General features: G+C 51.1%; 22 protein-coding genes. 2 read left to right on the top strand and 20 right to left on the bottom strand.

Annotated elements, in window-relative coordinates:
- Positions 1-141: 141 nt before the first annotated feature.
- From HMCN_RS0105600 to HMCN_RS0105575, 6 genes are all read right to left on the bottom strand, one after another.
- Positions 142-804 (bottom strand): amino acid ABC transporter permease, encoded by a 663-nt coding sequence (locus HMCN_RS0105600; RefSeq protein ID WP_025916451.1) that lies wholly within the window; start codon positions 802-804, stop codon positions 142-144.
- A 60-nt stretch (positions 805-864) separates the two neighbouring features.
- Positions 865-1,671, bottom strand: coding sequence for a transporter substrate-binding domain-containing protein (locus tag HMCN_RS0105595; RefSeq protein ID WP_025916450.1), 807 nt, complete (start codon positions 1,669-1,671; stop codon positions 865-867).
- 142 nt (positions 1,672-1,813) lie between these two features.
- Positions 1,814-3,403, bottom strand: a complete 1,590-nt coding sequence (locus HMCN_RS18225; RefSeq protein ID WP_081801422.1) for a CHASE domain-containing protein — start codon at positions 3,401-3,403, stop codon at positions 1,814-1,816.
- Between the two features lie 5 nt (positions 3,404-3,408).
- Complete coding sequence (locus tag HMCN_RS0105585; protein WP_025916448.1) at positions 3,409-4,197, bottom strand: ABC transporter substrate-binding protein; 789 nt, start codon at positions 4,195-4,197, stop codon at positions 3,409-3,411.
- A 134-nt stretch (positions 4,198-4,331) separates the two neighbouring features.
- The gene (gene rnk, locus HMCN_RS0105580; RefSeq protein WP_025916447.1) at positions 4,332-4,745 is read right to left on the bottom strand and encodes a nucleoside diphosphate kinase regulator; all 414 of its coding nucleotides are present in this window, start codon (positions 4,743-4,745) and stop codon (positions 4,332-4,334) included.
- A gap of 650 nt (positions 4,746-5,395) precedes the next feature.
- The gene (locus tag HMCN_RS0105575) at positions 5,396-6,034 is read right to left on the bottom strand and encodes a metalloregulator ArsR/SmtB family transcription factor (RefSeq protein ID WP_025916446.1); all 639 of its coding nucleotides are present in this window, start codon (positions 6,032-6,034) and stop codon (positions 5,396-5,398) included.
- 161 nt (positions 6,035-6,195) lie between these two features.
- Between HMCN_RS0105575 and HMCN_RS0105570 the strand changes: the two genes are divergently transcribed.
- Positions 6,196-6,852: a hypothetical protein gene (locus HMCN_RS0105570; protein ID WP_025916445.1), complete on the top strand. Its 657-nt coding sequence runs from the start codon at positions 6,196-6,198 to the stop codon at positions 6,850-6,852.
- Between the two features lie 24 nt (positions 6,853-6,876).
- Here HMCN_RS0105570 and HMCN_RS19150 read toward each other — a convergent pair whose 3' ends face one another.
- Positions 6,877-7,041, bottom strand: a complete 165-nt coding sequence (locus HMCN_RS19150; RefSeq protein WP_155837419.1) for a hypothetical protein — start codon at positions 7,039-7,041, stop codon at positions 6,877-6,879.
- Positions 7,042-7,114: 73 nt separating this feature from the next.
- Positions 7,115-8,032, bottom strand: coding sequence for a DMT family transporter (locus HMCN_RS0105565; protein WP_025916444.1), 918 nt, complete (start codon positions 8,030-8,032; stop codon positions 7,115-7,117).
- A 133-nt stretch (positions 8,033-8,165) separates the two neighbouring features.
- On the opposite strand from HMCN_RS0105565, the gene HMCN_RS0105560 reads away from it, so the two are divergent.
- Entirely contained in the window at positions 8,166-9,059 is an 894-nt protein-coding gene (locus HMCN_RS0105560) for a helix-turn-helix domain-containing protein (RefSeq protein ID WP_025916443.1), read from the top strand.
- A gap of 323 nt (positions 9,060-9,382) precedes the next feature.
- On the opposite strand, the gene HMCN_RS18570 is transcribed toward HMCN_RS0105560, so the two are convergent.
- From HMCN_RS18570 to HMCN_RS17350, 12 genes are all read right to left on the bottom strand, one after another.
- Entirely contained in the window at positions 9,383-10,699 is a 1,317-nt protein-coding gene (locus tag HMCN_RS18570; protein WP_081801421.1) for an adenylosuccinate synthase, read from the bottom strand.
- A 3-nt stretch (positions 10,700-10,702) separates the two neighbouring features.
- Positions 10,703-11,854: an ATP phosphoribosyltransferase regulatory subunit gene (locus HMCN_RS0105540; RefSeq protein ID WP_025916441.1), complete on the bottom strand. Its 1,152-nt coding sequence runs from the start codon at positions 11,852-11,854 to the stop codon at positions 10,703-10,705.
- A 145-nt stretch (positions 11,855-11,999) separates the two neighbouring features.
- The gene (gene hflC, locus HMCN_RS0105535) at positions 12,000-12,890 is read right to left on the bottom strand and encodes a protease modulator HflC (RefSeq protein WP_025916440.1); all 891 of its coding nucleotides are present in this window, start codon (positions 12,888-12,890) and stop codon (positions 12,000-12,002) included.
- Positions 12,890-14,191, bottom strand: a complete 1,302-nt coding sequence (gene hflK / locus HMCN_RS0105530; RefSeq protein ID WP_025916439.1) for an FtsH protease activity modulator HflK — start codon at positions 14,189-14,191, stop codon at positions 12,890-12,892. The genes hflC and hflK overlap by 1 nt, the downstream gene beginning before the upstream one ends.
- Before the next feature lie 70 nt (positions 14,192-14,261).
- On the bottom strand, positions 14,262-15,362 hold the full coding sequence (gene hflX / locus HMCN_RS17355; protein ID WP_035625976.1) for a GTPase HflX: 1,101 nt from the start codon (positions 15,360-15,362) through the stop codon (positions 14,262-14,264).
- A gap of 38 nt (positions 15,363-15,400) precedes the next feature.
- Complete coding sequence (gene hfq / locus HMCN_RS0105520) at positions 15,401-15,637, bottom strand: RNA chaperone Hfq (protein WP_025916438.1); 237 nt, start codon at positions 15,635-15,637, stop codon at positions 15,401-15,403.
- A gap of 125 nt (positions 15,638-15,762) precedes the next feature.
- The gene (gene der, locus HMCN_RS0105515) at positions 15,763-17,100 is read right to left on the bottom strand and encodes a ribosome biogenesis GTPase Der (RefSeq protein ID WP_025916437.1); all 1,338 of its coding nucleotides are present in this window, start codon (positions 17,098-17,100) and stop codon (positions 15,763-15,765) included.
- A 7-nt stretch (positions 17,101-17,107) separates the two neighbouring features.
- Positions 17,108-18,259, bottom strand: coding sequence for an outer membrane protein assembly factor BamB (gene bamB / locus HMCN_RS18565; RefSeq protein ID WP_369792137.1), 1,152 nt, complete (start codon positions 18,257-18,259; stop codon positions 17,108-17,110).
- A gap of 16 nt (positions 18,260-18,275) precedes the next feature.
- Positions 18,276-18,926, bottom strand: coding sequence for a tetratricopeptide repeat protein (locus HMCN_RS0105510; protein ID WP_025916436.1), 651 nt, complete (start codon positions 18,924-18,926; stop codon positions 18,276-18,278).
- Between the two features lie 9 nt (positions 18,927-18,935).
- Positions 18,936-20,276 carry a histidine--tRNA ligase gene (hisS, locus tag HMCN_RS0105505; RefSeq protein WP_025916435.1) on the bottom strand — a complete coding sequence of 447 codons (1,341 nt, stop codon included), beginning with the start codon at positions 20,274-20,276 and terminating at the stop codon, positions 18,936-18,938.
- A gap of 48 nt (positions 20,277-20,324) precedes the next feature.
- Positions 20,325-21,593, bottom strand: a complete 1,269-nt coding sequence (gene ispG / locus HMCN_RS0105500; protein WP_025916434.1) for a flavodoxin-dependent (E)-4-hydroxy-3-methylbut-2-enyl-diphosphate synthase — start codon at positions 21,591-21,593, stop codon at positions 20,325-20,327.
- A gap of 6 nt (positions 21,594-21,599) precedes the next feature.
- A partial coding sequence (locus HMCN_RS17350; protein ID WP_035625972.1) for a DUF4115 domain-containing protein occupies positions 21,600-22,268 on the bottom strand: 669 nt, incomplete at its 5' end.

Genomic DNA, 22,268 nt, shown 5'->3' with positions numbered 1-22,268 from the left:
ACTCCTGATTTTTAATTGTCAGGATTTGCGTTAAATGCATTGTAGGGTGCGCCATGCGCACCATTCATCGTCGCAGCACGACAATCGCTGCAGCGGTGCGCATGGCGCACCCTACTCCTATTTTAAAAAATTAAAACCATCCTAATCCTGGCTGTGCGCCCGCTCCAACCGGCGCTCCAGACGGCGCTGCAGCATTTCAAAGCACAGGCACAGGCACCAGTAGATCGCCGCTGCCGCCAAATATAAAGGCAAGGGGCGGAAGGTGACCGCGATCACCTCCTTGGTCGCCAGCATCAGCTCGGTGACGGTGATGACGGACACCAGCGAGGTATCCTTGATCAGGCTGATCAGGGTATTGCTCATCGACGGCACCGCGATGCGCAGCGCTTGCGGCATGACGACATGGCGCAGGGTTTGCAGATAGCCGAGCCCGAGGCTGTAACTGGCAGCCCACTGGCCTTTGCCGACGCCGAGAATCGCACCGCGGATGCTTTCCGACAGATACGCGCCGGCATTCAGGCTCAGGGCCAGCACCCCGGCCGCAACCGGCGAAAACTCGACGCCGATGCTGGGCAAGCCGTAATAAATCACGAATACCTGCACCAGCAACGGGGTGCCGCGCATCACGCTGACGTAAAGCGCGGCCGGCGCCTGCACTGCCTTCCAGCGCGCGATGCGCGCCACCGCCAGCACGAAGCCGAGCGCCAGCCCGCCGCCCATCGAGGCCAGCGCAAACAGCAGCGTGTAGCCGGCGCCCTTGAACAAGACCGGTGCAGCCTGCCGCAGCAACTCCCAAAGTTCCATGTTGATCCTTATATCCCGGCAGCGCATGCGGGGATAGCCTCGGGCCAGCTTGATGCGTATTTATTGGGCGGCCGGAGCCTTGCTGACATCGCGGCCGAACCATTTGTTCGACACCTGGCTGAAGCTGCCGTCCTTGATGATGTCGGCAATCGCCTTGTTGATCGCCGCCTTGAACTTCGGATTGTTTTTCTGGAACGGGATCGCCATTTTATCCATGTCGCCCAGCGGCGCCCCTGCTTTCAGCGACAGATTTGAGGTTTTCAGCAGGTACGACACCATCAGGCTGTCGTTGAGCGCCGCATCGATCCGGCCGCTGGCCAGATCCTGCAGATACTCGGGCGCGCCCGGATAGCTCTTGACTTCGATCCCGCCAACGCTCTTGGCCTTCTGCTCGAAGTTGGTGCCCTGCCCGACGCCCAGCTTCTTTCCTTTCAGGTCATCGAAGCCCTTGAATACCCGTTTCTCGTTTTTCTGCACGATCAATTGCCCGCTCGACAGCGTATACGGATCGGAAAAATCGAATGCCTGCTGCCGTTGCGCGGTCACGCCGACCTGATTGACGATCACGTCGTATTTGCCGTTCGCCAGCCCTGCCAGGATGCCGCTCCACTCGGTGGTGATGAATTCCGGCTTGACGCCCAGCTTGGCCGCCACCAGTTTTGCCACATCGACATCAAACCCGGTCAATTCATTGGTTTGCTTGTCCTTGAAATTGAACGGCGGGAAAGTCCCTTCCAGCGCGACCTTCAGCGTGCCGCGCGCCTTCACGGTGTCCAACAGGTCGGCTGCCGAAGCACCCATGGTGGCAGCGGCCAACAGCGTTGCTGCAGTCAGTCGGGCAATGCCGGATAACAGTGTCTGTGCCATTTCAGAATCCTTTAATCTCAAGGCTTGATGCCGATTTTTAAGAAATACCCTGTAAAACAATACATTTCTGTTGATTCTCCGAAATTTTATGCCAAAGCTCCGACAGCCATTTTAATGACTTCGTTGCAAAAAAATCCAGGCATCAGCAAGCGATTTTCGCCTCAAATACATGCACGGCATTGCGGCCGTTCTGCTTGGCCCGGTACATCGCGCTGTCGGCATTCCTGGATAACTGGATTTCATCCTGGCCATTTTCCGGATACACCGCCACCCCTATGCTGGAAGAAATGCTTAGGACTTTCCCGTCCGGCGTCTTGAACGGCTGGCTGATGGCACCGCGGATCATTTCCGCCAGCAGCAACGCATCCTGCTCCTCCTCGATCGAAGACAGCAGCACGACGAATTCGTCGCCGCCAATGCGCGCCACCGTGTCCGATGCGCGCACATGCTGCTGCATGCGGATGGCAACCTCCTTTAACAGGAAATCACCGACATGGTGCCCCAGGTTGTCGTTGATCGGCTTGAACGCGTCGAGATCGACGAACATCAGGGCCAAGCGCTTGCGCTGACGCTTGGCCTGCGCTAGCGCCTGCTCCAGGCGGTCGCCGAACAGCGCCCGGTTCGGCAAGCCGGTCAGGCCATCGTGTTGCGCCTGGTGGCGAAAGCGCGCTTCGCTGTCGCGCAATTCCCGGGTCATTTCCCGCGCCAGCGCCATGGCGCGCGCGCGCCCCGACAACAGCGTCCAGCTGAGCAGGGTCAGCAGCAGGCTCAGGCCGATGCCGGCAATCGCGATCGGGCGCGAACCATCCTTGCCAGGCAGGGCGCCGAACTCGGGCACAGAGCGGATCGCCAGAGCCCAGGTGCGGCCGCCAACCTCGATGTATTCGATCGCCTCGATCAGCGTATTGCGGGTATTGGGCGATTTGCCGCTACCCGCCTGCGAGTCGTACAGCAAGGTCTGCGGCGTCATTTCAACACCATCGTAGATCTTGATGTCGGCCATCGAGGCGCGCTTGCCGTACAGGCCTGCCATCAGGTTGTTCATGCGAAAAGGCGCGACCACCCAGCCGATGATATTGGCGCGGCGCGCGGCAACGGTGTCGCTGCGCACGCCCTTTTTGTATATTGGCAGAAACATCACAAAACCGGGCTGAACGTCGGTTTCGGTCTCCAGTATCAGCCTGACTTTGCCGGTGATGGCGGGCGCACCCGAATCGCGCGCCTGCTCCATCGCGCTGCGGCGCGATGGAAGCGCGTAAGGATCATGGCCCAGCGCCCGCAGATTGCGGTTGACGAATGGTTCGAGCTGAATCACCGGCGTGTATATTTCCCGCTGGCCTTCAGGCGTTATGGTGTAGTTGGGAAAACCTTGTTGCCGCATGGCCGCAATGTGGGCGTCTTTTTGCGCATGCGGCACGATAGGCATGACGCCGACGCCCTCGATGCCGGAATAATTCGCTCCCAGTTGCAGGGCGTTGATGTAGGTCTGGAACTCCCTGCGATCCACCTCTCCGGAAGCGGCGTACAAGCCTTGCGCGCCGCGCAATATCTGTTCGTAGGCCGCCATGCGCTGCTCGATACTGCTGGTAGCTTCGCGCAAATTGAAGTCGAAACTCTTTGCCTGATCGAGGGCGGCATTGTATTGCTCATGCCGCCAAAGCAGATAGGTAATGCCAAGTGAAGCGGCGAGAATAAGCAAGGCCGGAATTTGATAGCGAAGCCGACTCTTCATGTTTGTTAGAAAGTAACCAGCGACCTGGCAAGGTCAGGATTGAAGTATTTTTCAAAAATACGCAGCACAGTGCCATCGGCGCGCATCCGATTGACCAGCGTCCGCCATTTTTCCTGCTCCGCAGGCGAAATGGTCTTCTTGGACATGATCAGGCCATGCGGCATGGCGGCGTCATTGAGATCGATAATGGTCGTCAGCGATCTGATCGAACCGCTCTCCACCTGCGGATAATCGAAAGGCTCGATAATCATTCCCTGGATACGGTTGAGCGCCAGAATCTGATACAGCGGTTCCAAGCGCGCAGCATAATCGACGCGCCGTTCCAATTTGAGATTGTCCACCAGGCGGTTCGCGTTCTCGCTGTAACGGAAGCTGCGGATGACGCCCAACATCAGTTTCGGATTGTTTTCAAAATCATCCAGTTGCTGCACCCTGGCATCCTTGCGCACCAGCAAATAATACTTGTTGGAAAAATACCAGGCAAAACCGGCAAAGGTATCGCGCCCCTCGTTCGTGATCCCCGACAGGCTGAAATCCAGCGCCCCCGACTCGATCAATTGCCAGATTCTGGCGCGCGGCATGACGGTGACGGTAATCGTGCAGCCGCTGCGGCGCATCAATTCATCCGCGAAATCCTTGTCGATTCCGGCATCGGTCTGCGACGAATACAACAAACCGTGATCGTGCAAGGCGAGCGTCAACAGCCGCGTGCAATCGGGCCCGCCCGCCGCTTGCGCGGCATGTATCGAGCAGAACAGCAACGCAAGCAGCAAGGAGCGAAAGTACGCTTTCATAAGCTCACATACTACACGCAACAAATAAAAAAATGATATGAATCAAGATTACTTTTGATGTGCAGCAATATTGAATAGCGGTCGGCCGATATGGATATTTACCGGCCGACCGGAGGCAATGGCCTGCGCGATTGCTAGCGATGGAACTCCCCGGCGCGTTCCGGCTGATAGACGATTTCCACAATGCGCACCTTCAAAACGCCGCCGCCCGGCTTGGTCCATTCGATATGGTCGCCGGTGGCAAGTCCCAGCAGGGCGCTGCCGATTGGGGCCAGTATCGAAATCCGGTCGGCAGCGCCGTCGATATCCTTCGGGTAGACCAGCGTCAGGCAAAACTCATCTTCCGACGGCTCAATGGCGAAACGCACGGTGGAGTTCATCGTCACTACCGTGGGCGGTATTTGTTGCGGCTCCACCACCTCGGCGCGGTCCAGTTCGGCCTGCAACGCGGCCTTGCCGGGAAAAGCATTCATCGGCAATGCAGCGAGCAAAGTCTCCAGCCGATCCAGATCTTGCGATGACAAAATTATATTGGGTTGTGTGCTCATGGTTTTCCTCTTTTATCAATTAAATAGCGTCGTTCAGGGTCGCTAAGGCCATGTAACCTGGCGTCAACGCAAATACACGGCACAAAGCCGGGCCTTGCGCCGTGCAGATACGTAAAATTGTGAACTGACCGGATCGGTCACTCTGCCTCAAAAAGGTTTGCCGCCGGTTTGAACGAAATACCGATTACCGCCCCGTTCGGTTCGATATCGATGCGTACAGACATAGTGTAAGACGCAATCCCGCCCGAAGCCATCCATCCACATCGCGACAGCAACGATATCCTCGCAGTCACTACTCACTGGGGCAAAACATCCAAAACTTATTCCGATCTGATATTACGCATGTTCATTATGGAAGGGAACAATATCCACGAAAAGCGCAAAAAATAGAATGTCGAGCGGCGCCAGTGCAGTTTTACTGAGCAAAGGAGAGCCCTGATAAAATTAATTTATGGCTTGAGTATATTTAGTATGCGCAATGAATATATGCGGAAAATACGATAAAAATTACAATACCCCATACTTGCACAAAACTCACCGGGTGATGAGGTGAGCCGGTTCGTGCTTTTTTTGTGTCTTTTGCGGGCAAGTGCATGACATCAATTCATATGCGAAAAATACCTTTAAGAACCTCATCTGTTCTGCTCAGTTCAACCCTTTTTTGGATGAAACTTGAAGCGGCAGACGTTCCCGCCCTTGGCCATGCATTCATGGTGCTCGACCGTACTACCGGTGAAAGACGATAGTAGTGCAAGATCGAATTTGCAGACGTCCGGGTTTTGCATCGCGAGATTGTGAAAAACGCAGTTATCCGCCTCGATCACCGGGGTATTGCTGGCATCCACTGTGCCGCACGCAGCATAACCCATCTGTTCCATGATGGCGGCGAGCTCCTGCACCGCCTCTTGCGGTTGCTGCAATGCAGGATGCTGGCTGCGCAATTGTGCGGCAACCCGTTCGCCGAGAATGCTCAAGCGCTCGCCAACGGCATCCGCACCGGCCTCGTCCTGCATCGATTCAAGCAGCAACTGCGCCAGCCACGAGTAATGGCGCGGAAAGAGTTCATGTCCCTTATCGGTGAGCGCGTAGAGTTGTTGCGGCCGCCCGCCCGACGGACGGGTTGCGCTTTTTCTGACCAACCGATCGTTTTCCAATGCGGCCAGATGTTGCCGCACCGCATTGCGCGTGATTGCCAGTTGCTCTGACAGCTCATCCGCCGTCATGCCTGCTTTTTTCTTAAGCAATAACTTCAGCAATTCCTTTTGCCTAATTCCCAATGTTTCAAGCATCTACTCTCCTTCAATTTCTGCAAGCGGTTCTCTGGCCACCCTGCTTCAGAACACATTGTATACCACTAAAAATAGGAAAAACAGTTTAAACATAAAAAACTGTACAAACTCACTATTGTGATTTATTCTAGTTAAACACTAAGACATTTTTGGAGACCGTTATGAACCTATCGAAACGCAATATGCTGGCTTCCATCGCCGCTGTCGCCCTCTTAAGCACCGGTATGCAGGCACAAGCGCAGCATCAATACAAGGATGCCAAAAACGGCGCGACCTCCACCAAGACAGAGCAAACCGGTGCGGCGCTGCGCGACCTGTGGGTTGGGCATGTGTTTTGGGTCAGAAACGTGGTGCTGGCAACCAGTGTCGGAAACGCTGCCGAAGCCAGTGCCGCAGAAAACGAAGTGGTCGCCAATGCCAAGCAGATAGCCGCGGCGATCGAGCCGTTTTATGGCAAGCCGGCATCCGAAAAATTGTTCAGCTTACTGGCCGGCCATTATGGCGCGGTCAAGCAATACCTGGAAGCTGCGCTCGCCGACAGCAAGCCCAAGCAGGAGCTTGCAATGAAAGCGCTGACCGACAACGCCGGCGAAATCGCCATATTTCTAAGCGGAGCCAATCCGTATCTGCCGCTCGACACCCTGCGCAGCCTGCTGCTGGCGCACGTCGGCCATCATGTGCTGGAGATCCAGCAATGGCACAATAAGCAATATGCAGAGGAAGCAAAAACCTGGGAAGCGATGAAGAATCACATGTATGTAATCGCCGATGCTCTGACAGGCGCGTTGGCCAAGCAGTTTCCCGCCAAATTCCAGTAACCCGGTAAGGTACGGAAGGCGGTTTCAATTTGCATGGAAAGCGGGAACTGAACGCATAGCAGTAGACAGCGCGGTTGCCGGTTTTAATGCAAATTGAATACCTGCCGGCAGCGCAGGAAGGATCATGATGAATGCACCAGAAAAATTTTCTCTGCCCGATATCCAATCGCAGGCAGACACCAGAAACATGCCGATTACCAATCAAGGATGTGCGTACCATCGGTCATTGAATGACAGGATTGCGCTTCTGCCGCGCAGACTCCTAGCCGCCGCTGCCTTCGGCCCGAACCGGCACCGGCAATGCCGGAGCCAGACGCGGCTGGCAAAATACCAGCACATTTCCGGCTATAACCAGCAGCAAGCCGCCCAGCCCGACGGCGGTCCAGTGATAGCCTTCCAGCCAGGCCGATATGTTCAGCGACACCACCGGGAACAGTACCGTCGAGTACGCGGCGCGGTCGGGGCCAATGCGCCCGACCAGCATCAGGTAGGCGGTAAAGCCCACCACCGAACCGGGAATCGCCAGATACAGCAAGGCGCCCAGATAGGTCGGTCTCCAATCCATGGACAACGGCGTGCCGCTGACCGCCACCCCGGCTAGCAGGATCGCGGTGCCGACCAGCATCGCCCAGGCATTGGTCGACAGCGGCGTCAGGCCGCGTGCCTGCAGCGCGCTCGACAGCAGGTTGCCGGCGGAAAAGCTCAGGGTGCCGAGCAGCGCCAGACCCAGACCCAGCCAGGTATGGGCGCTGGCAGTGTGATGGCGCATCTCGGGCCAGAACAGCGCCAGGATGCCGCTCATCCCCAGCGCCGCGCCGCCCATCACTTGCGGAGTGATCTTGCGCCCCAGGAACAAGCGGCCGTTGAGCGCATTCCACAACGGCGCGCTGGAAAACACCACCGCCACCAGCCCGCTCGCAATCCATTGGCTGGCATAGTAAAAACACAGAAAATTCACGCAGAACAGGGTCACGCCCTGCGCCAGCAGCAGCTTACCGGCCCCGGCCGGAGGGCGTTTCAAGCGCCCGGTCGCAGCCAGCAAGCCGAACAGCACCAGCGCCGCCAGCCCGAAACGGTAAGCGATCGAGAGCGGAATCGCGACGCTGCCCAGCTGCATCTTGATCGCGATCCAGGTCGTGCCCCAGATCACCACCACCAGAAAATATAGAGAGGTATTCACAATGCGTGCTCCGGTTAAGTTATGCCCGAGTATCGGGCCACGGCAGCAGTATGTCTTGCACGCTCTTGCGTTTTTTTGCGCTTGCTTTACGCTTAGGTATACCGACGCGTCCGGCCACCGCTATCATGTGAAGATGAACGACGCGCTCAACCGCCTCCATGTATTCAACCGGCTTAGCCATTCCAGCGCGCAACTGGAAGGTGCGGTCACGCTGGGCGACGGCATGGCGCTGGCGATCTGGCGCAATCAGCTGGATGCGGTCAGTTATGCGCCGCAGGGACATCACACGCTGTCTTGCTATCTGGATGGCGGCTATGACACTTTCCTGCGCGGCAGGCCGGAACAGCGCGGCGCACCAGGGCGACTGTGTGTATTACCGGACCGGCAAGAGACCGACTGGGTAGTCAATGGTCATCTGCGTTTTTTGCACTTGTATTTTTCGCCGGAACAGTTCGCCAGCCAAACTCTGACCCTGCTGGATCGCGAACCTCGAGAAATGTGTCTGCCGCAACAAACTTTTTTTGATAATCCTCAACTGGCCAGACTGTGCCATGCGCTGCCCCGACTGGACTGGAGCGATCCGGGCCAGCGCCTGCAAGGTAACGCGCTGGCGCATCAGGCTGTGGCACAACTGATTCAGTCCCAACTGGAGCCGCGCCAATATCCGCGCTTGAAGGGTGGGCTCTCGGCAGCGCTACGCCGACGTATGATCGAATGGCTTGATAACCGTATCGACCAGCCGCTCACGCTAGGTGCGATGGCCGCCGAAGCGGCACTGTCGGAAACCCATTTTGCGCACATGTTTCGCATCTCATTCGGGATGCCGCCGCATGTCTGGTTGCAAACACGCCGACTATCCAAGGCACGCCAGTTGCTGGTACAGGAGCGATTGTCGCTAACCGAGGTGGCGATGGCCTGCGGCTATAGTTCGCCCAGCCATTTCAGCAACCGTTTTCGCGCAGCGCTGGGCATCACGCCTTCCCGTTACCGTGAGCTGAACCGACGACAAACTCGCCTCGAATGGTAGGCACGCAGATTCATAACGCAAAAAATTTATTGGGTCTGTACTTGAAAATATGATCACAAGAAACTGCCAAAGCGGCACACTGCGGTAGTGTGCCAGTTCCAGCGTCAGCACCGCAATCTTGAAGTCCTTTGCAAGCTTGGCAGCGCTTTGCGCCAGCAATTGTTTGGATTTCTCGGCTTGATCGAGCAAAGCCCGCACCTGCCCGATCACGGTGGGATCGCGTTGGGCGAGGGTCAGTTCGGTGAGCAAATCCATGCCTGAATGTTAACCGAACTGGGCAACGTCTATAGGCAAGACCACGTTCTACGAACGTGGTCTTTTACTTATTTAAATGGATGTCGAAGTACGATAGTTTCTTCACGATCTGGCCCAGTAGATATCATATCAATCGGTACATCCACCAGTTCTTCTATTCTTTTAATGTAACGACGAGCATTGGCAGGCAGGGCGTCTATAGACTTAGCGCCCACAGTCGACTCGCTCCAGCCCGAAATTTCTTCATAGATTGGCACACAACGGGCAGCATCTTCCGCACCGACCGGAAAAATGTCGACGACCTTGCCATCAAGTTGGTATCCGGTACACAACTTAAGAGATTCCAGACCATCCAACACATCAAGCTTGGTCAAACACATACCAGAGACACCATTGATTTGCATTGAACGACGCAGTAATGCCGCATCAAACCAGCCACACCGGCGCGCACGCCCAGTGACGGTTCCAAATTCATGCCCTATGCGAGACAAATGCTCTCCGACACCTTGATCGGTCGGCAACTCCGAGGGAAATGGTCCTGAGCCGACTCGCGTAGTATAAGCCTTGGTTATACCAAGAACATAGTGCAGCATGTTGGGGCCCACTCCTGCCCCCGCAGCTGCATTTCCGGCCACACAATTACTTGATGTCACGAAGGGATAGGTTCCATGATCAACATCCAATAAACTACCTTGAGCCCCCTCGAACAATAAATTCCCACCTGCTTTATACGCCGCATACAGTGCGCTTGATACATCCGCAACCATAGGAGCTAAACGCGGCACAGTTGAGAGCGCATCATCTAATGTCTTCTGGTAATCGACTGAGTCAGCCTTCAAATATTGCGTTAATACAAAATTGTGATAATCAAGATTTTCACGCAATTTTTCAGCAAAACGACTTTCGCTCATGAGATCAGCTACGCGGATCGCTCTGCGCGCCACTTTATCTTCATAAGCCGGGCCGATGCCTTTGCCTGTTGTACCAATTTTGGAATTTCCGCGAGCAATTTCACGGGCCGCATCTAATGCAGTGTGATAAGGCAGAATAATCGGGCAAGCTTCAGACACCTTCAATCGCGATGCAACTTCCACTCCAACTGCTTGTAATTTATCAATTTCACGCAATAGATCCGGAACGGAAAGCACCACACCATTACCGATATAACAAGCGACACCAGCTCGCATTATTCCTGAGGGAATAAGCTGTAAAGCTGTTTTTTTCCCGTTAATGACGAGCGTATGGCCCGCATTATGTCCGCCTTGAAACCGCACAACACCTTGTGCGTGGTCTGTTAACCAATCAACAATTTTGCCCTTGCCCTCATCACCCCATTGGGTGCCGACCACAACCACATTTTTGGTAACACAGTTATTTTGTAACATCACTTAACCTAATTTTTTGAGAATCCAGTTTCCGTTTTCGAATACAACCACCTGATCGCAATCAAATTCGTCTTGATCGTTTTCATGGCCAGGCAAGCTCTGAATGACAATTTCTCCCGCCTTTCGCAATTCAGTAATTTTTTCCTGCAATAAACAATCACCGCTCCAAGGTGCAAGGATTGCCTGTTTTCGCTTAGCCATCGGCGACAACCGCGCCAATTCACGTAAATCCATTGAGAATCCCGTGGCAGGCCGCGCTCTTCCGAACGCTTCGCCAACATGATCATAGCGCCCCCCCCTAGCTACAGCATTCGGCAGCCCTGGAACATAAGCAGCAAACATCACGCCGCTATGATAGTGGTACCCACGCAAGTCCGCCAAATCAATTGTAATATTTGCAGCACCAACAAGCGTCGCTAACGCATCAAGTTCATCCAGCGCTTGCAATATATTCGGCAGGTTAGGCAGAACGGCACGCGCACGCTCAATTACTGAAATATCTCCATACAAAGCCGGCAGTGCCAACAAAGCATTTCGTGTCACCGCAGAAAATTCTGTCGAGATTGACATCAACCCGGGTATATCCTTTGCCTCCAATAGCGCGAACAGCTCCGCTTCATATTGGGTCGCGCGTTCATCATTTCTCAAAAGAGCTCGCAATACGTTCGCATGACATAAATCCAGACGTACTTGCGTAATCCCCGCCAGCTTAAGAGATGTCAAAACTAATTTTTGGATTTCAGCATCGGCTTCAAGTCCGGCATGCCCGTATATTTCAGCGCCAATTTGCAGAGGTTCACGCGTGGCATGCAAGCCAGAGGGGCGGGTATGCAAGACGCTTCCTGCATAACACAGCCGCGTGACAGAAACACGATTCAACAAATGCGCATCTATTCGTGCAACCTGTGTGGTCATATCGGCACGCAGCCCCATTGTTCGGCCAGATAACTGATCGACCAACTTAAATGTGCGCAAATTCATCGCCTGGCCAGTTCCCGTCAGAAGAGATTCGAGATACTCCAATAAAGGCGGCATGACGAGCTCGTAACCATATAGACGAAAATTATCAAGCAGCGAACGCCTTAACTCTTCGAGTTTGCGTGCTTCTGATGGCAAAACATCAGCAATGTGTTCGGGAAGAAGCCAACTAGGCATAAAAAAGGATACTTAAAAAAGAAAATGCGCGAGATCATTTAAATCTCGCACAAAAATAACCAACTAATAATATATGGGATCGTATGCTTGAAACGACATTAGCACGGTGCAATTCAATCAAATTAACTGCATCGTAATTGCGATTCTATTTTTTCCCGATAAAATTTGCGTTGCCAGAATTTTTGAAATACTTAAAAAACTCGGAGCCAGGATCGACAATCATCACATCACTACGGTTTTTAAAACTGGCACGATATGCCTCCAAGCTGCGATAGAACTTATAAAATTCAGGGCTTTTACCAAATGCCTGAGCATAAATTTGTGAAGCCTTCGCATCACCTGCCCCTTTGATATTTTCGGCATCACGATAAGCCTCAGCCAAAAGAACCGTACGTTGCCTATCCGCATCGGCACGAATTTTCTCCGACTCAGCAGCACCCGTTGATCGTAACTGATTAGCTACCCGCGCACGCTCGGATTTCATTCGATCATAAACTGAGTTATTGATCTGCTCTACATAATCGACTCTTTTTAATCGCACATCAACAACTTCGATTCCAATTTCTTTAGCTTCGTTGCCAACTTTTTTCTGAATAGCTTCCATTACTTTGCCGCGCTCACCAGATATGACTTCACGCACAGTACGCTTGGTGATTTCTTCATTTAGTGCGGCTTTTACAATCTGGGACATCCGGTCCTGCAAACGGCGCTCATCGCCTCCAAAGCTAATAAAATATAGTCTCGGATCTATAATTCGCCACTTCACGAATGCATCCACCAAGATATTTTTTTTCTCTGCTGTTATAAAACGATCTGCATCAGGTGTATCAAGTGTTAGGATTCTTTTATCAAGAAATAAAACATTTTGAAATGGCGGCGGCAATTTGAAATGCAACCCCGGATCCTTAATAACCTGCTTAACCTCTCCCAGAGCAAACACAATTGCAAACTGCCTCTGATCAACGACAAACAGAGTCGATGAAAAAACCCAAAGAGCAATCAAGCCGACAAAAACATAAGAAATTACGCGATTCATTATCGAGTCTCCTGACCACGGGAATCACGCGACTCCCTACTGCGGGAATCTTTCTGTTGCAGACTGCCACTGGATGGCAAAGAATCCAGTGCAGAACCTGGCACTGCATTAGACGCACTATTTTGATTGGCAGCAGGAATGCCACTCGCACTCGTTTGTGCCATTAGCTTATCCAATGGCAAATAAAGCAAGGAATTACCATTTTTCACATCCACCATTAACTTGGTTGTGTTGGTAAAAATATACTGCATCGTGTCCAAATAAATACGATCGCGCGTAACAGCTGGTGCTTTTTGATATTCTGCATAAATCTGATTAAAACGGGATGCATCACCCAATGCATTTGCCTCTACCCTTGATCGATATGCCTCAGCCTCTTGCATTAAACGTGAAACAGCACCGCGTGCTTTTGGAATAACATCATTTGCATAGGCTTGTCCTTCATTCTTTTGACGTACCAGGTCCTGACCTGCCTTAACAGCATCATCAAATGAAGCCTGCACTTGCTCTGGCGGTTGCACACCCTGCATTGTCACATTGGTAATTTGAGCACCAGACTTATAACGATCAACGATATTTTGCATTAATTGAGCAACATCAAATGCAACTTTTTCCCGCCCCTCGTAAAGTACGAAGTCCATCTTATTTTTACCGACAATCTCCCGAATAGAAGTTTCAGCAACTTGCCTGATTAACTCTTCCTGATCGCGGTTATTGAATATCCAATCGGAAGCATTCTTGAGTTTATACTGCACTGCAAACTGGATATCGATAATATTTTCATCGTCAGTCAACATCAGAGCTTCTTTTGGCTGTTTATTTTTAACACTCGATCTGTAGCCCACCTCAACTGTGCGCACTTGAGAAACGTTCACTATTTCATGGCTTTGAATCGGAGATGGCCAACGCCAGTTGAAGCCAGCAGGAGCCATGCTCTTGTATTTACCAAAAGTCATTACAATGCCGGTTTGCCCCTCTTGAACAATAAAAAACCCACTCACCAGCCACAAAGAAATTGCAATAGCTGCAATTACCCCAACTCCAATTCCTGCTCCTTTGGCATCAGGCTTAAAGCTGTCGCCATTAGAACCAGAACTGCTTCCACCACTTTTCCCACCAAAAAAACGATTTAGCCGTTGATTAAAATCACGCCACAACTGATCCAAGTCAGGCGGTCCATTGTTGGGATTTTTGTCATTCTGCATATGATTTTTATTTTCATCGCCACGAGAATCCCGGCCCCACCGAGGATCATTGAGAGAGAACATTAACCTAATTTTTTTCAGTATCGATACAGGCATTGTTTCCAAATCCAGCTTAAATATAAGTGAAAACGCTTATTCGACTCTATTTGAGTTGAATACCGCTTGATCAATTTACTGGTGAACATTCCGACAAAACGGTCATACGCGACTTGGCAAACTCACCGAGCGCATGCCGCAAAAGATCAAGGCCAATGCCTGTTTTAGCGCTAGCAAAAACCCTTTGGATTCTACCATACTCATCCAACTCCGCAGATTGCTGCAAGCCCATGACATCAATCTTGTTCCAGACCAACATCTGCGGAATATGATCCGCACCGATTTCTGCCAGAACCATGTTGACTTGCTCGATTTGCTCCATTCGCGCCGGACTTGCCGCATCAACGACGTGCAATAATAAATCTGCATTAACGGTCTCTTCCAAGGTTGCCTTGAACGCAGCAACCAATTGGTGGGGTAATTCTCGAATGAAACCAACGGTATCAGAAAGAACCGCATTGCCCGCATCACCAAGATAGACACGACGCGATGTCGTGTCTAAGGTTGCGAAAAGTTGATCTGCCGCATAGGTGCCTGCATTTGTCAGCGCGTTGAATAAAGTAGATTTCCCCGCATTTGTATATCCGACCAATGATACTGTGAATGCATTCCCTTTATCTCTGGCGCGACGTTGCGTTTCGCGTTGGCGCTGCAATTTTTCCAGCCGCACGCCAAGAGCCTTAACTCTCACTCCCAACAAACGACGATCAGTTTCCAACTGTGTCTCACCTGGTCCACGCAACCCTATGCCACCTTTTTGTCGTTCCAGGTGAGTCCAGCCACGAATTAAGCGAGTAGAGAGATGTTGCAACTGTGCAAGCTCAACCTGCACTTTTCCCTCATGACTTTTGGCACGTTGCGCAAAAATATCAAGGATCAGAGTGGTTCTGTCAACCACGCGAACTTTTAATAATTTTTCAAGATTACGTTGCTGAGCCGGCGTCAAAATATGATTGAAAATAACGATATCAATCTGATTTTCAGTCACCGCAAATGCAATTTCCTCTGCTTTGCCTGACCCTATGAATAGGGACGCATCCGGGCGCGAACGCCTGCCCGTAATAACAACAAAAGGGTCCGCTCCCGCCGAAGAGCAGAGCAAAGATAATTCTTCTAGACTCGCAGCAAAATCATTTTTGCCGAAATCGATCCCAACTAGGGCTGCACGCATTAAGGTCGTCTCGTACTAGATTACGAAGAACGAATCAATCATTGCTCTTCTTGCTCTATATTTAAATTAACTGCGCGCGCCGGCACAACAGTAGAGATTGCGTGTTTATATACCATTTGCGTCACAGTATTACGCAGCAAAACAACGTATTGATCAAAAGACTCAATGTGCCCCTGCAACTTAATGCCATTGACGAGATATATCGAAACGGGCACATGCTCTTTTCGCAATGCATTGAGGAAGGGGTCTTGTAACAGTTGCCCTTTGTTGCTCATGACAGCTCCATTCTGTTGTTGTAATTAAGAGTTGGTGGCGACTTAAAAATTATCAAGCGACACTCGTAAAAAATGATTAATTTAAATCCATTAATATTTATATCTGTATTACAGAAGCATAAATTTTAATTTCCGGCAAACGGATTTTTACTTGAGCGAAATTCAATGCGTAAAGGTGTTCCGATGAGTGAAAATGTTTCTCTAAAATGTTTTTCTAGATAACGTTTATAATTATCATCAATAGAATTGAGCGCGTTTCCATGGATAATGACTATGGGAGGGTTTTGTCCTCCTTGGTGGGCATATCTCAATTTTGGGCGAATTGATCCTTTACGACGAGGTTGCTGGTGCTCTACCGCCTCTATCAATGCTCGCGTCAATTTAGGAGTAGTCAAATCAGCCATTGCTGCTACATATGCCGCATCAATTGACTTCATTAATGGGCCAATACCGGTTGATTTCAAAGCAGAGATAAAATGAAATTTCGCAAAAGACAAAAAACTCAATTTGCGCTCTAAATCCATCTTGATTTCATCGCGTTTCTCCGATGTCAAACCGTCCCATTTATTCACACCGACAACTAGCGCACGACCTGATTCCAATACAAATCCAGCTATGTGTGCATCTTGTTCGGATATATCCTGCTGAGCATCAAGCAACAGCAGAACCACATTAGCCTCTGAAATTGACTGCAATGTTTTAACAACTGAAAACTTTTCGATTGCCTCGAAAACTTTTCCGCGTCGTCGTATTCCAGCGGTATCAATCAATGTGTAATGTTTACCCTCTCGCTCAAATGGAATTTCGATGGAATCCCGGGTAGTACCGGGCATATCAAAAGCTATAACACGATCCTCACCCAACACGGTATTGACCAAAGTTGACTTGCCCACGTTCGGGCGGCCGACAATAGCAATTTTCACTCCCTGATGAGATGTGTCCTGCTCTCCCGTTTCGTCAGGGCGCTGCGCAAATGCCAAGTTCAAGGACTCATCAACCAGATCCATCACGCCATCACCGTGCGCAGCTGAAATCACATATGGATCGCCCAGCCCAAGTTCGTAAAAATCAGCGGCAACTGAAGTGTACTTCATGCCTTCGGATTTATTGACAACCAACATGACTGACCTGCCAGATTTGCGCAAGAAATCCGTTATTGTCTTGTCATGCGGAGTCAACCCCTGGCGTCCATCAACAATGAAAATGATGATATCGGCTTCCGCTACTGCCTGTTTCGTCTGTTTGGCCATCTGATGCATGATGCCCTCTTTGGCCACAGGCTCGAACCCTCCGGTATCAATCACTAGAAAGGGTCGCTCTCCCAAGCGCCCTTCCCCATAATGACGATCTCGGGTAAGGCCAGGCAGATCAGCTACCAGTGCATCACGCGATCGCGTAAGGCGGTTGAACAACGTGGACTTACCGACGTTAGGTCGGCCTACTAATGCAATTACCGGCTTCATCAAATTGTTACTCGGTCGTCAAAGCGACCACTGCCCCTGATTGGGTTTGAAAAATCAAATTCGTACCCGCAACAACTGGAGCGGACAGTATCGCCCCCCCACCTGTGCTGGTACGACCTAGAAACGCGCCGGTCTCACGAGAAAGAAAATGTATATAACCTTGCCCATCTCCTACAACTACGGCACGCCCAAATGATGTCGGGGTGGATAGACGGCGGTTCATCAGTTTATCGTTACGCCACACATTCATTCCTGCATCACGTGTAAACGCTGTTACCGCACCACGTTCGTCGGCAGCAAAAACATAGCGCTCATCTACTCCTATCCCAACATCACTAGATAACGACCTGGCCCAACGCGCGGAACCTGTCGACATATTAAAGCATGCCACTTTACCCTGATACGCAACTGTGCAGATATCCTCGCCGGCAATCACTGGTGCACCAGAAATATCGGCTATGCGCTCAAGCTCTGTCGTACCGCGCGGATCTCCGACTGCAGCCTCCCAACGCGCTCCCCCGTTATTCAAGGCCAGAGCCAACAGCCTACCACCAGGCAAGCCAACAAATACACTAGATCCTGCAATCGTCATTCCCGGCACTGTGCGTAACGTCAAAGAAGGAACCGCTCGTTGCGCAACCCAACGACGCAATCCAGTGCCTGCATCCAGCGCGATAATACGATTATCGTGACTACGAACAACTACAACTCCTTGGCCTACCGCAGGAACGGACAGTACTTCACTGGAAGTTTGTGCCTTCCAAAGCATCTTCCCATTGACATCGAATGCCAGGATTGTTCCTTTTTCGCCGGCTACCACGACTGTATTGCCGTCGCTACCCACACCGGCCGTCAATGGTATGCCGGCATTAATACGCCAAACAGGATTACCTGAGATAGCATCCAAACGCGCAATTGATCCATCTTTTGCCGCTACAAAAACATCACCTCCGATAGCCGCCGGAGAGAACGAGAACGCCCCTGCATTGCCAATTGATGTAGACCATGCCTGATGAATCGCTAGCGTTGGCTGAAAATCCACTAACATTGCAGGTTGATTTTTAGGCTCCATCTTGCTGGCAAACGGATTTAACGAAGAGCATCCGGACAAAACCGCAACTACGCTTATATACGCGAGCTTAACTGCAATTCGCATCATTTCCCCTAATTTTTCGTTAACCTACAGACTTAACTGGCGAACTACCCAATGCATCCAGTTTCATTTGAATCAACTGACGTATCGGACTATTTTTCTCTATTTTCTCCAGTGCTAATGCATAGGAAGAGCGCGCCACATCGTTTTTGTTTTGCAAAACGAAAATATCTCCCTTGCGGTCAGCGACCAAGCCGGCAAACTGCGCAGGAAATTTTGTTTCTAACAGCTTCAACGCCTCGTCATACGATTTGGCATCCAGCAGAAGACCGGAAAGGCGAAGTTTGGCGATAGCTTTGTATTCCTCATCAGAGCCATGATCAATAGCCCATGAAAGCTGGTTTGTTGCAACTTTCAGGTCATTCGCGTCAAATGCGCTTTTAGCCGCGACAAGCGCACTCATCTGCGCATAAGAAGTCTTACTGAATTTCGTCTGCAAATCCGTCGCAGCACGCAGAGTCTTTACATTATCCTTGGCTACAATCGACTTCTCCAACTCCTCATAGAGTAAAGATGCTTGTGCCGACTGCTTGCGCTGATAATAATTCCAGCCCGACCAGCCGGCATAAATTGCCATAACAATAATGAGCAACCAGGTCAGCAGGTTACCATATTGATTCCACCAAGCCTTGATTGAGGCTAACTGCTCTTGTTCTTCGTGATCGTATGCCATGTTGTAATGTTAATGGTGATAGTGAATATGCTCGTGCTCATCTTCGCCGACTACTTGGTCAACCAGATAATCCACTACAGCATCGAACGCAATGCTAACTTGTTGCTGATCAGTTTGAGTGATACGCAGAGCCTTAATGGCAGCAACCCCGCCATCAATCTCATCTTTACCAATAATGACAGCGAAAGCCGCTCCGCTCGCATCAGCTCGCTTCATTTGTGATTTAAAACTGCTCGCGGAATTGGCGGAAGCGCAATGTAGCACAACATCCAGGCCGGCATCGCGGATTCGCTCGGATAGAACAAATGCCTGTAACTGTGCATCTTCACCTTGGTGGAGGATATAGACATCGCACTGGTTCGGTGGCGAAAGATCTCCACTTACTTTCATAAGCTCCAGAATGCGTTCTACACCTATGGCAAAGCCGCAGGCTGGCGTTGGTTTACCGCCAAATATTTCAACCAATGGATCATACCTTCCGCCACCACAGACAGTGCCCTGCGCACCAAGCTGATCGGTGACCCACTCAAACACGGTGCGATTGTAATAGTCCATGCCGCGTACTAACCGCGTGTTAATAGTGAACGGAATACTGTTGTGACGCAGTATCTTTTGCACTCCTTCGAAGTGCGCGCGCGAGTCATCTCCCAAGTAATCTAGCAATCTTGGGGCTGCATTCACCATTGTCTGCATCGCCGGATTTTTTGTATCCAGTATTCTTAGCGGATTTGAGTACAGGCGTCGTTGGGCATCGGCATCGAGCAAATCTGCATGCTTCTCGAAATAAGCTACGAGGTCGGCTCGATGCTTATTCCGTTCATCCGCATTTCCGATCGAATTCAATTCCAGCCTTACATCTTGCAGTCCAAGATCGTCCCAAAGACGCTGACACAGCATAATCAGTTCCGCATCGATATCGGGGCCGACGAATCCGAGAGCTTCTGCGCCAATCTGATGAAACTGGCGATAGCGTCCGCGCTGCGGCTTCTCATGACGGAACATCGGACCTGCATACCATAGTCGTTTCGGGCCATCGTACGTCAGGTTATGCTCCAATGCCGCGCGAACTACACTTGCCGTACATTCGGGGCGAAGCGTCAGTTGGTCGCCATTCATCGAGTCGGTAAAGGAATACATTTCTTTTTCGACGATATCGGTCACATCGCCCAATCCTCGAGAAAACAAGGCGGTAGGCTCAACGATTGGCGTGCGAATCTGCTGGAAGCCATAGCTTTTCAATACGGACTGCACGGTATTTTCAAATAATTCCCAGAGCGGAGCGTCAGTCGGAAGAATGTCATTCATTCCTTTCACACCAACAATTTTTTCGATTTTTTTATTTTCCGACATTCTATTTACACACTTATCAACGATGAACAGGCATTTGAATGAACACACTCAAACGGCAATAGTGGCGTTGCCGTAATGAGTCTTGACATAATCCAGTACGATTGCCTGAAATTCCTCTGCAATGCGATCACCGCGCAGAGTGACACTCTTTTCGCCATCTACGAATACAGGAGCGGCGGATGATTCCCCCGTTCCCGGCAGGCTGATGCCGATATTTGCATGCCTGGATTCACCAGGGCCATTTACGATACATCCCATAACAGCGACATTCATTCCTTCAACCCCTGGATACGCCTTCTTCCATACCGGCATCTGATCGCGCAAATACGTTTGAATCCTGTTGGCCAAATCCTGAAATACAGTTGAAGTTGTGCGACCACATCCGGGACATGCAATTACCATTGGGGCAAATTTTCGCATACCCATTGTCTGCAAAATCTCCTGCGCCACAATTACTTCTCTTGCGCGATCTCCACCCGGTTCAGGAGTGAGAGAGATGCGAATAGTGTCGCCGATCCCCTCTTGCAGCAATACAGATAACGCCGCTGTAGAAGCGACAATACCCTTACTTCCCATACCTGCTTCAGTAAGACCTAAATGCAGCGGGTAATCGCAGCGGCGGGCAAGTTCGCGATAAACGGCAATCAAATCCTGCACGCCTGAAACTTTACACGACAGGATAATCTGGTTGCCCGGCATACCCAACGTTTCTGCCCGTTGCGCATTCTCTATGGCAGAAGTAACCAAAGCCTCATACATGACAGCGCTAGCAGGCCAAGGGGCTAATCTTTTGGCATTCTCATCCATGATCCGCGCCAACAATGACTGATCGAGACTTCCCCAATTTACCCCGATGCGTACCGGCTTGCCATATTTGCAGGCAACTTCAATCATTTGCGCAAACTGGGTGTCTCGCTTGGCGCCCTGCCCTACGTTTCCGGGATTGATACGGTATTTCGAAAGTGCCCGTGCGCAGTCCGGGTAATCGTTTAACAGCGTATGACCGTTATAGTGAAAATCGCCGACCAAAGGCACGTCGATACCCATCTTATCCAGCTGATCGCGAATCGCAGGCACAGCAGCAGCTGCCTCTGGATTATTCACGGTAATGCGTACTATCTCGGAGCCCGCGCGAGCCAAATCCTTGATCTGAATTACCGTGCCGATTACATCTGCCGTATCAGTATTAGTCATCGACTGGACAACTACAGGAGCACCTCCCCCGACTAAAACCTCACGCACGCCATGACGGATGACAGTCGTTCTAGTGTTACGTCGGGCAGCGGAGCCTGATGCTATGGGCGTATTGTTTACCATGCCTGATTATTTCAAATTGATTCTGGCAACATTGCCATTGACGCCCGCCTTAGCATTTAATGACTCGCCGCGCAAAGTGACCTTCACTCCTGCGACATTACCGATTGTCAACAAGACTGGCTCATTCATTTCAAATTTTTCAACCTCGCCAGCCTTCAAAATACGCGAGAAAGCAATGCTCTTATTAGCCCTCTTTAACTCAATCCAGGAATCTTGATGCGCCTGCAGCACTAGCTGATCTTTTTCTGCGACATCGTTAGGCGCCGCCGAAACCGCAACAACTGGCGCATCCCCAGATTCAGGTGCTGATGCTGATGCCGGCATCACCACAGGTGGAATCGCGACATCTTCTTTGCGAACCTCCGGGCGCGGCGCCTTCACCTCCTTCTCTGGGGCTAATGCAATCTCTCCCGGAATCGTTTTATCCCGATTATTCATTGATGAAGCAACTGTCACTTTAGACAAATCCGGAAGCCATCCCATTCTTTGCGACAACAAAGCTGAAAAAAGTAGCAGAATCAAAAAAATGACACCTACGCTCCATTTGGAAAAAACGCTATTTCTATTTCCCATCAAAGGGAACCGGCCCTCGGAAAAATTCACCGGAATAGCACGACGCAAAGGAAGGGCATTTATTTTTTGGGGGCAGCTTCTGACCTGAGCATTGCCAGCAAC

The organism is Herminiimonas sp. CN (assembly GCF_000622895.1).
Taxonomy (GTDB): domain Bacteria; phylum Pseudomonadota; class Gammaproteobacteria; order Burkholderiales; family Burkholderiaceae_D; genus AVCC01.
Note: the sequence above shows the minus strand (reverse complement) of the source record. Positions and strands in the feature narration are given on the sequence as shown.

Bases quoted from the DNA above. Each gene is read 5' to 3' on its own strand.
- hflX (WP_035625976.1), bottom strand. From the start codon at position 15,362: ATGCGTGCAGCCCTAGTTGGGATCGATTTCGGCAAAAATGATTTTGCT.
- HMCN_RS0105510 (WP_025916436.1), bottom strand. From the start codon at position 18,926: ATGGCATACGATCACGAAGAACAAGAGCAGTTAGCCTCAATCAAGGCT.
- HMCN_RS0105540 (WP_025916441.1), bottom strand. From the start codon at position 11,854: ATGCCTAGTTGGCTTCTTCCCGAACACATTGCTGATGTTTTGCCATCA.
- HMCN_RS18225 (WP_081801422.1), bottom strand. From the start codon at position 3,403: ATGAAGAGTCGGCTTCGCTATCAAATTCCGGCCTTGCTTATTCTCGCC.
- hflK (WP_025916439.1), bottom strand. From the start codon at position 14,191: ATGCCTGTATCGATACTGAAAAAAATTAGGTTAATGTTCTCTCTCAAT.
- HMCN_RS0105600 (WP_025916451.1), bottom strand. From the start codon at position 804: ATGGAACTTTGGGAGTTGCTGCGGCAGGCTGCACCGGTCTTGTTCAAG.
- rnk (WP_025916447.1), bottom strand. From the start codon at position 4,745: ATGAGCACACAACCCAATATAATTTTGTCATCGCAAGATCTGGATCGG.
- HMCN_RS18570 (WP_081801421.1), bottom strand. From the start codon at position 10,699: ATGTTACAAAATAACTGTGTTACCAAAAATGTGGTTGTGGTCGGCACC.
- HMCN_RS0105575 (WP_025916446.1), bottom strand. From the start codon at position 6,034: ATGCTTGAAACATTGGGAATTAGGCAAAAGGAATTGCTGAAGTTATTG.
- HMCN_RS0105595 (WP_025916450.1), bottom strand. From the start codon at position 1,671: ATGGCACAGACACTGTTATCCGGCATTGCCCGACTGACTGCAGCAACG.
- der (WP_025916437.1), bottom strand. From the start codon at position 17,100: ATGAAGCCGGTAATTGCATTAGTAGGCCGACCTAACGTCGGTAAGTCC.
- hisS (WP_025916435.1), bottom strand. From the start codon at position 20,276: ATGTCGGAAAATAAAAAAATCGAAAAAATTGTTGGTGTGAAAGGAATG.
- HMCN_RS19150 (WP_155837419.1), bottom strand. From the start codon at position 7,041: ATGTTTCTGGTGTCTGCCTGCGATTGGATATCGGGCAGAGAAAATTTT.
- HMCN_RS0105560 (WP_025916443.1), top strand. From the start codon at position 8,166: ATGAACGACGCGCTCAACCGCCTCCATGTATTCAACCGGCTTAGCCAT.
- bamB (WP_369792137.1), bottom strand. From the start codon at position 18,259: ATGATGCGAATTGCAGTTAAGCTCGCGTATATAAGCGTAGTTGCGGTT.
- HMCN_RS0105585 (WP_025916448.1), bottom strand. From the start codon at position 4,197: ATGAAAGCGTACTTTCGCTCCTTGCTGCTTGCGTTGCTGTTCTGCTCG.
- hflC (WP_025916440.1), bottom strand. From the start codon at position 12,890: ATGAATCGCGTAATTTCTTATGTTTTTGTCGGCTTGATTGCTCTTTGG.
- ispG (WP_025916434.1), bottom strand. From the start codon at position 21,593: ATGGTAAACAATACGCCCATAGCATCAGGCTCCGCTGCCCGACGTAAC.
- HMCN_RS0105570 (WP_025916445.1), top strand. From the start codon at position 6,196: ATGAACCTATCGAAACGCAATATGCTGGCTTCCATCGCCGCTGTCGCC.
- hfq (WP_025916438.1), bottom strand. From the start codon at position 15,637: ATGAGCAACAAAGGGCAACTGTTACAAGACCCCTTCCTCAATGCATTG.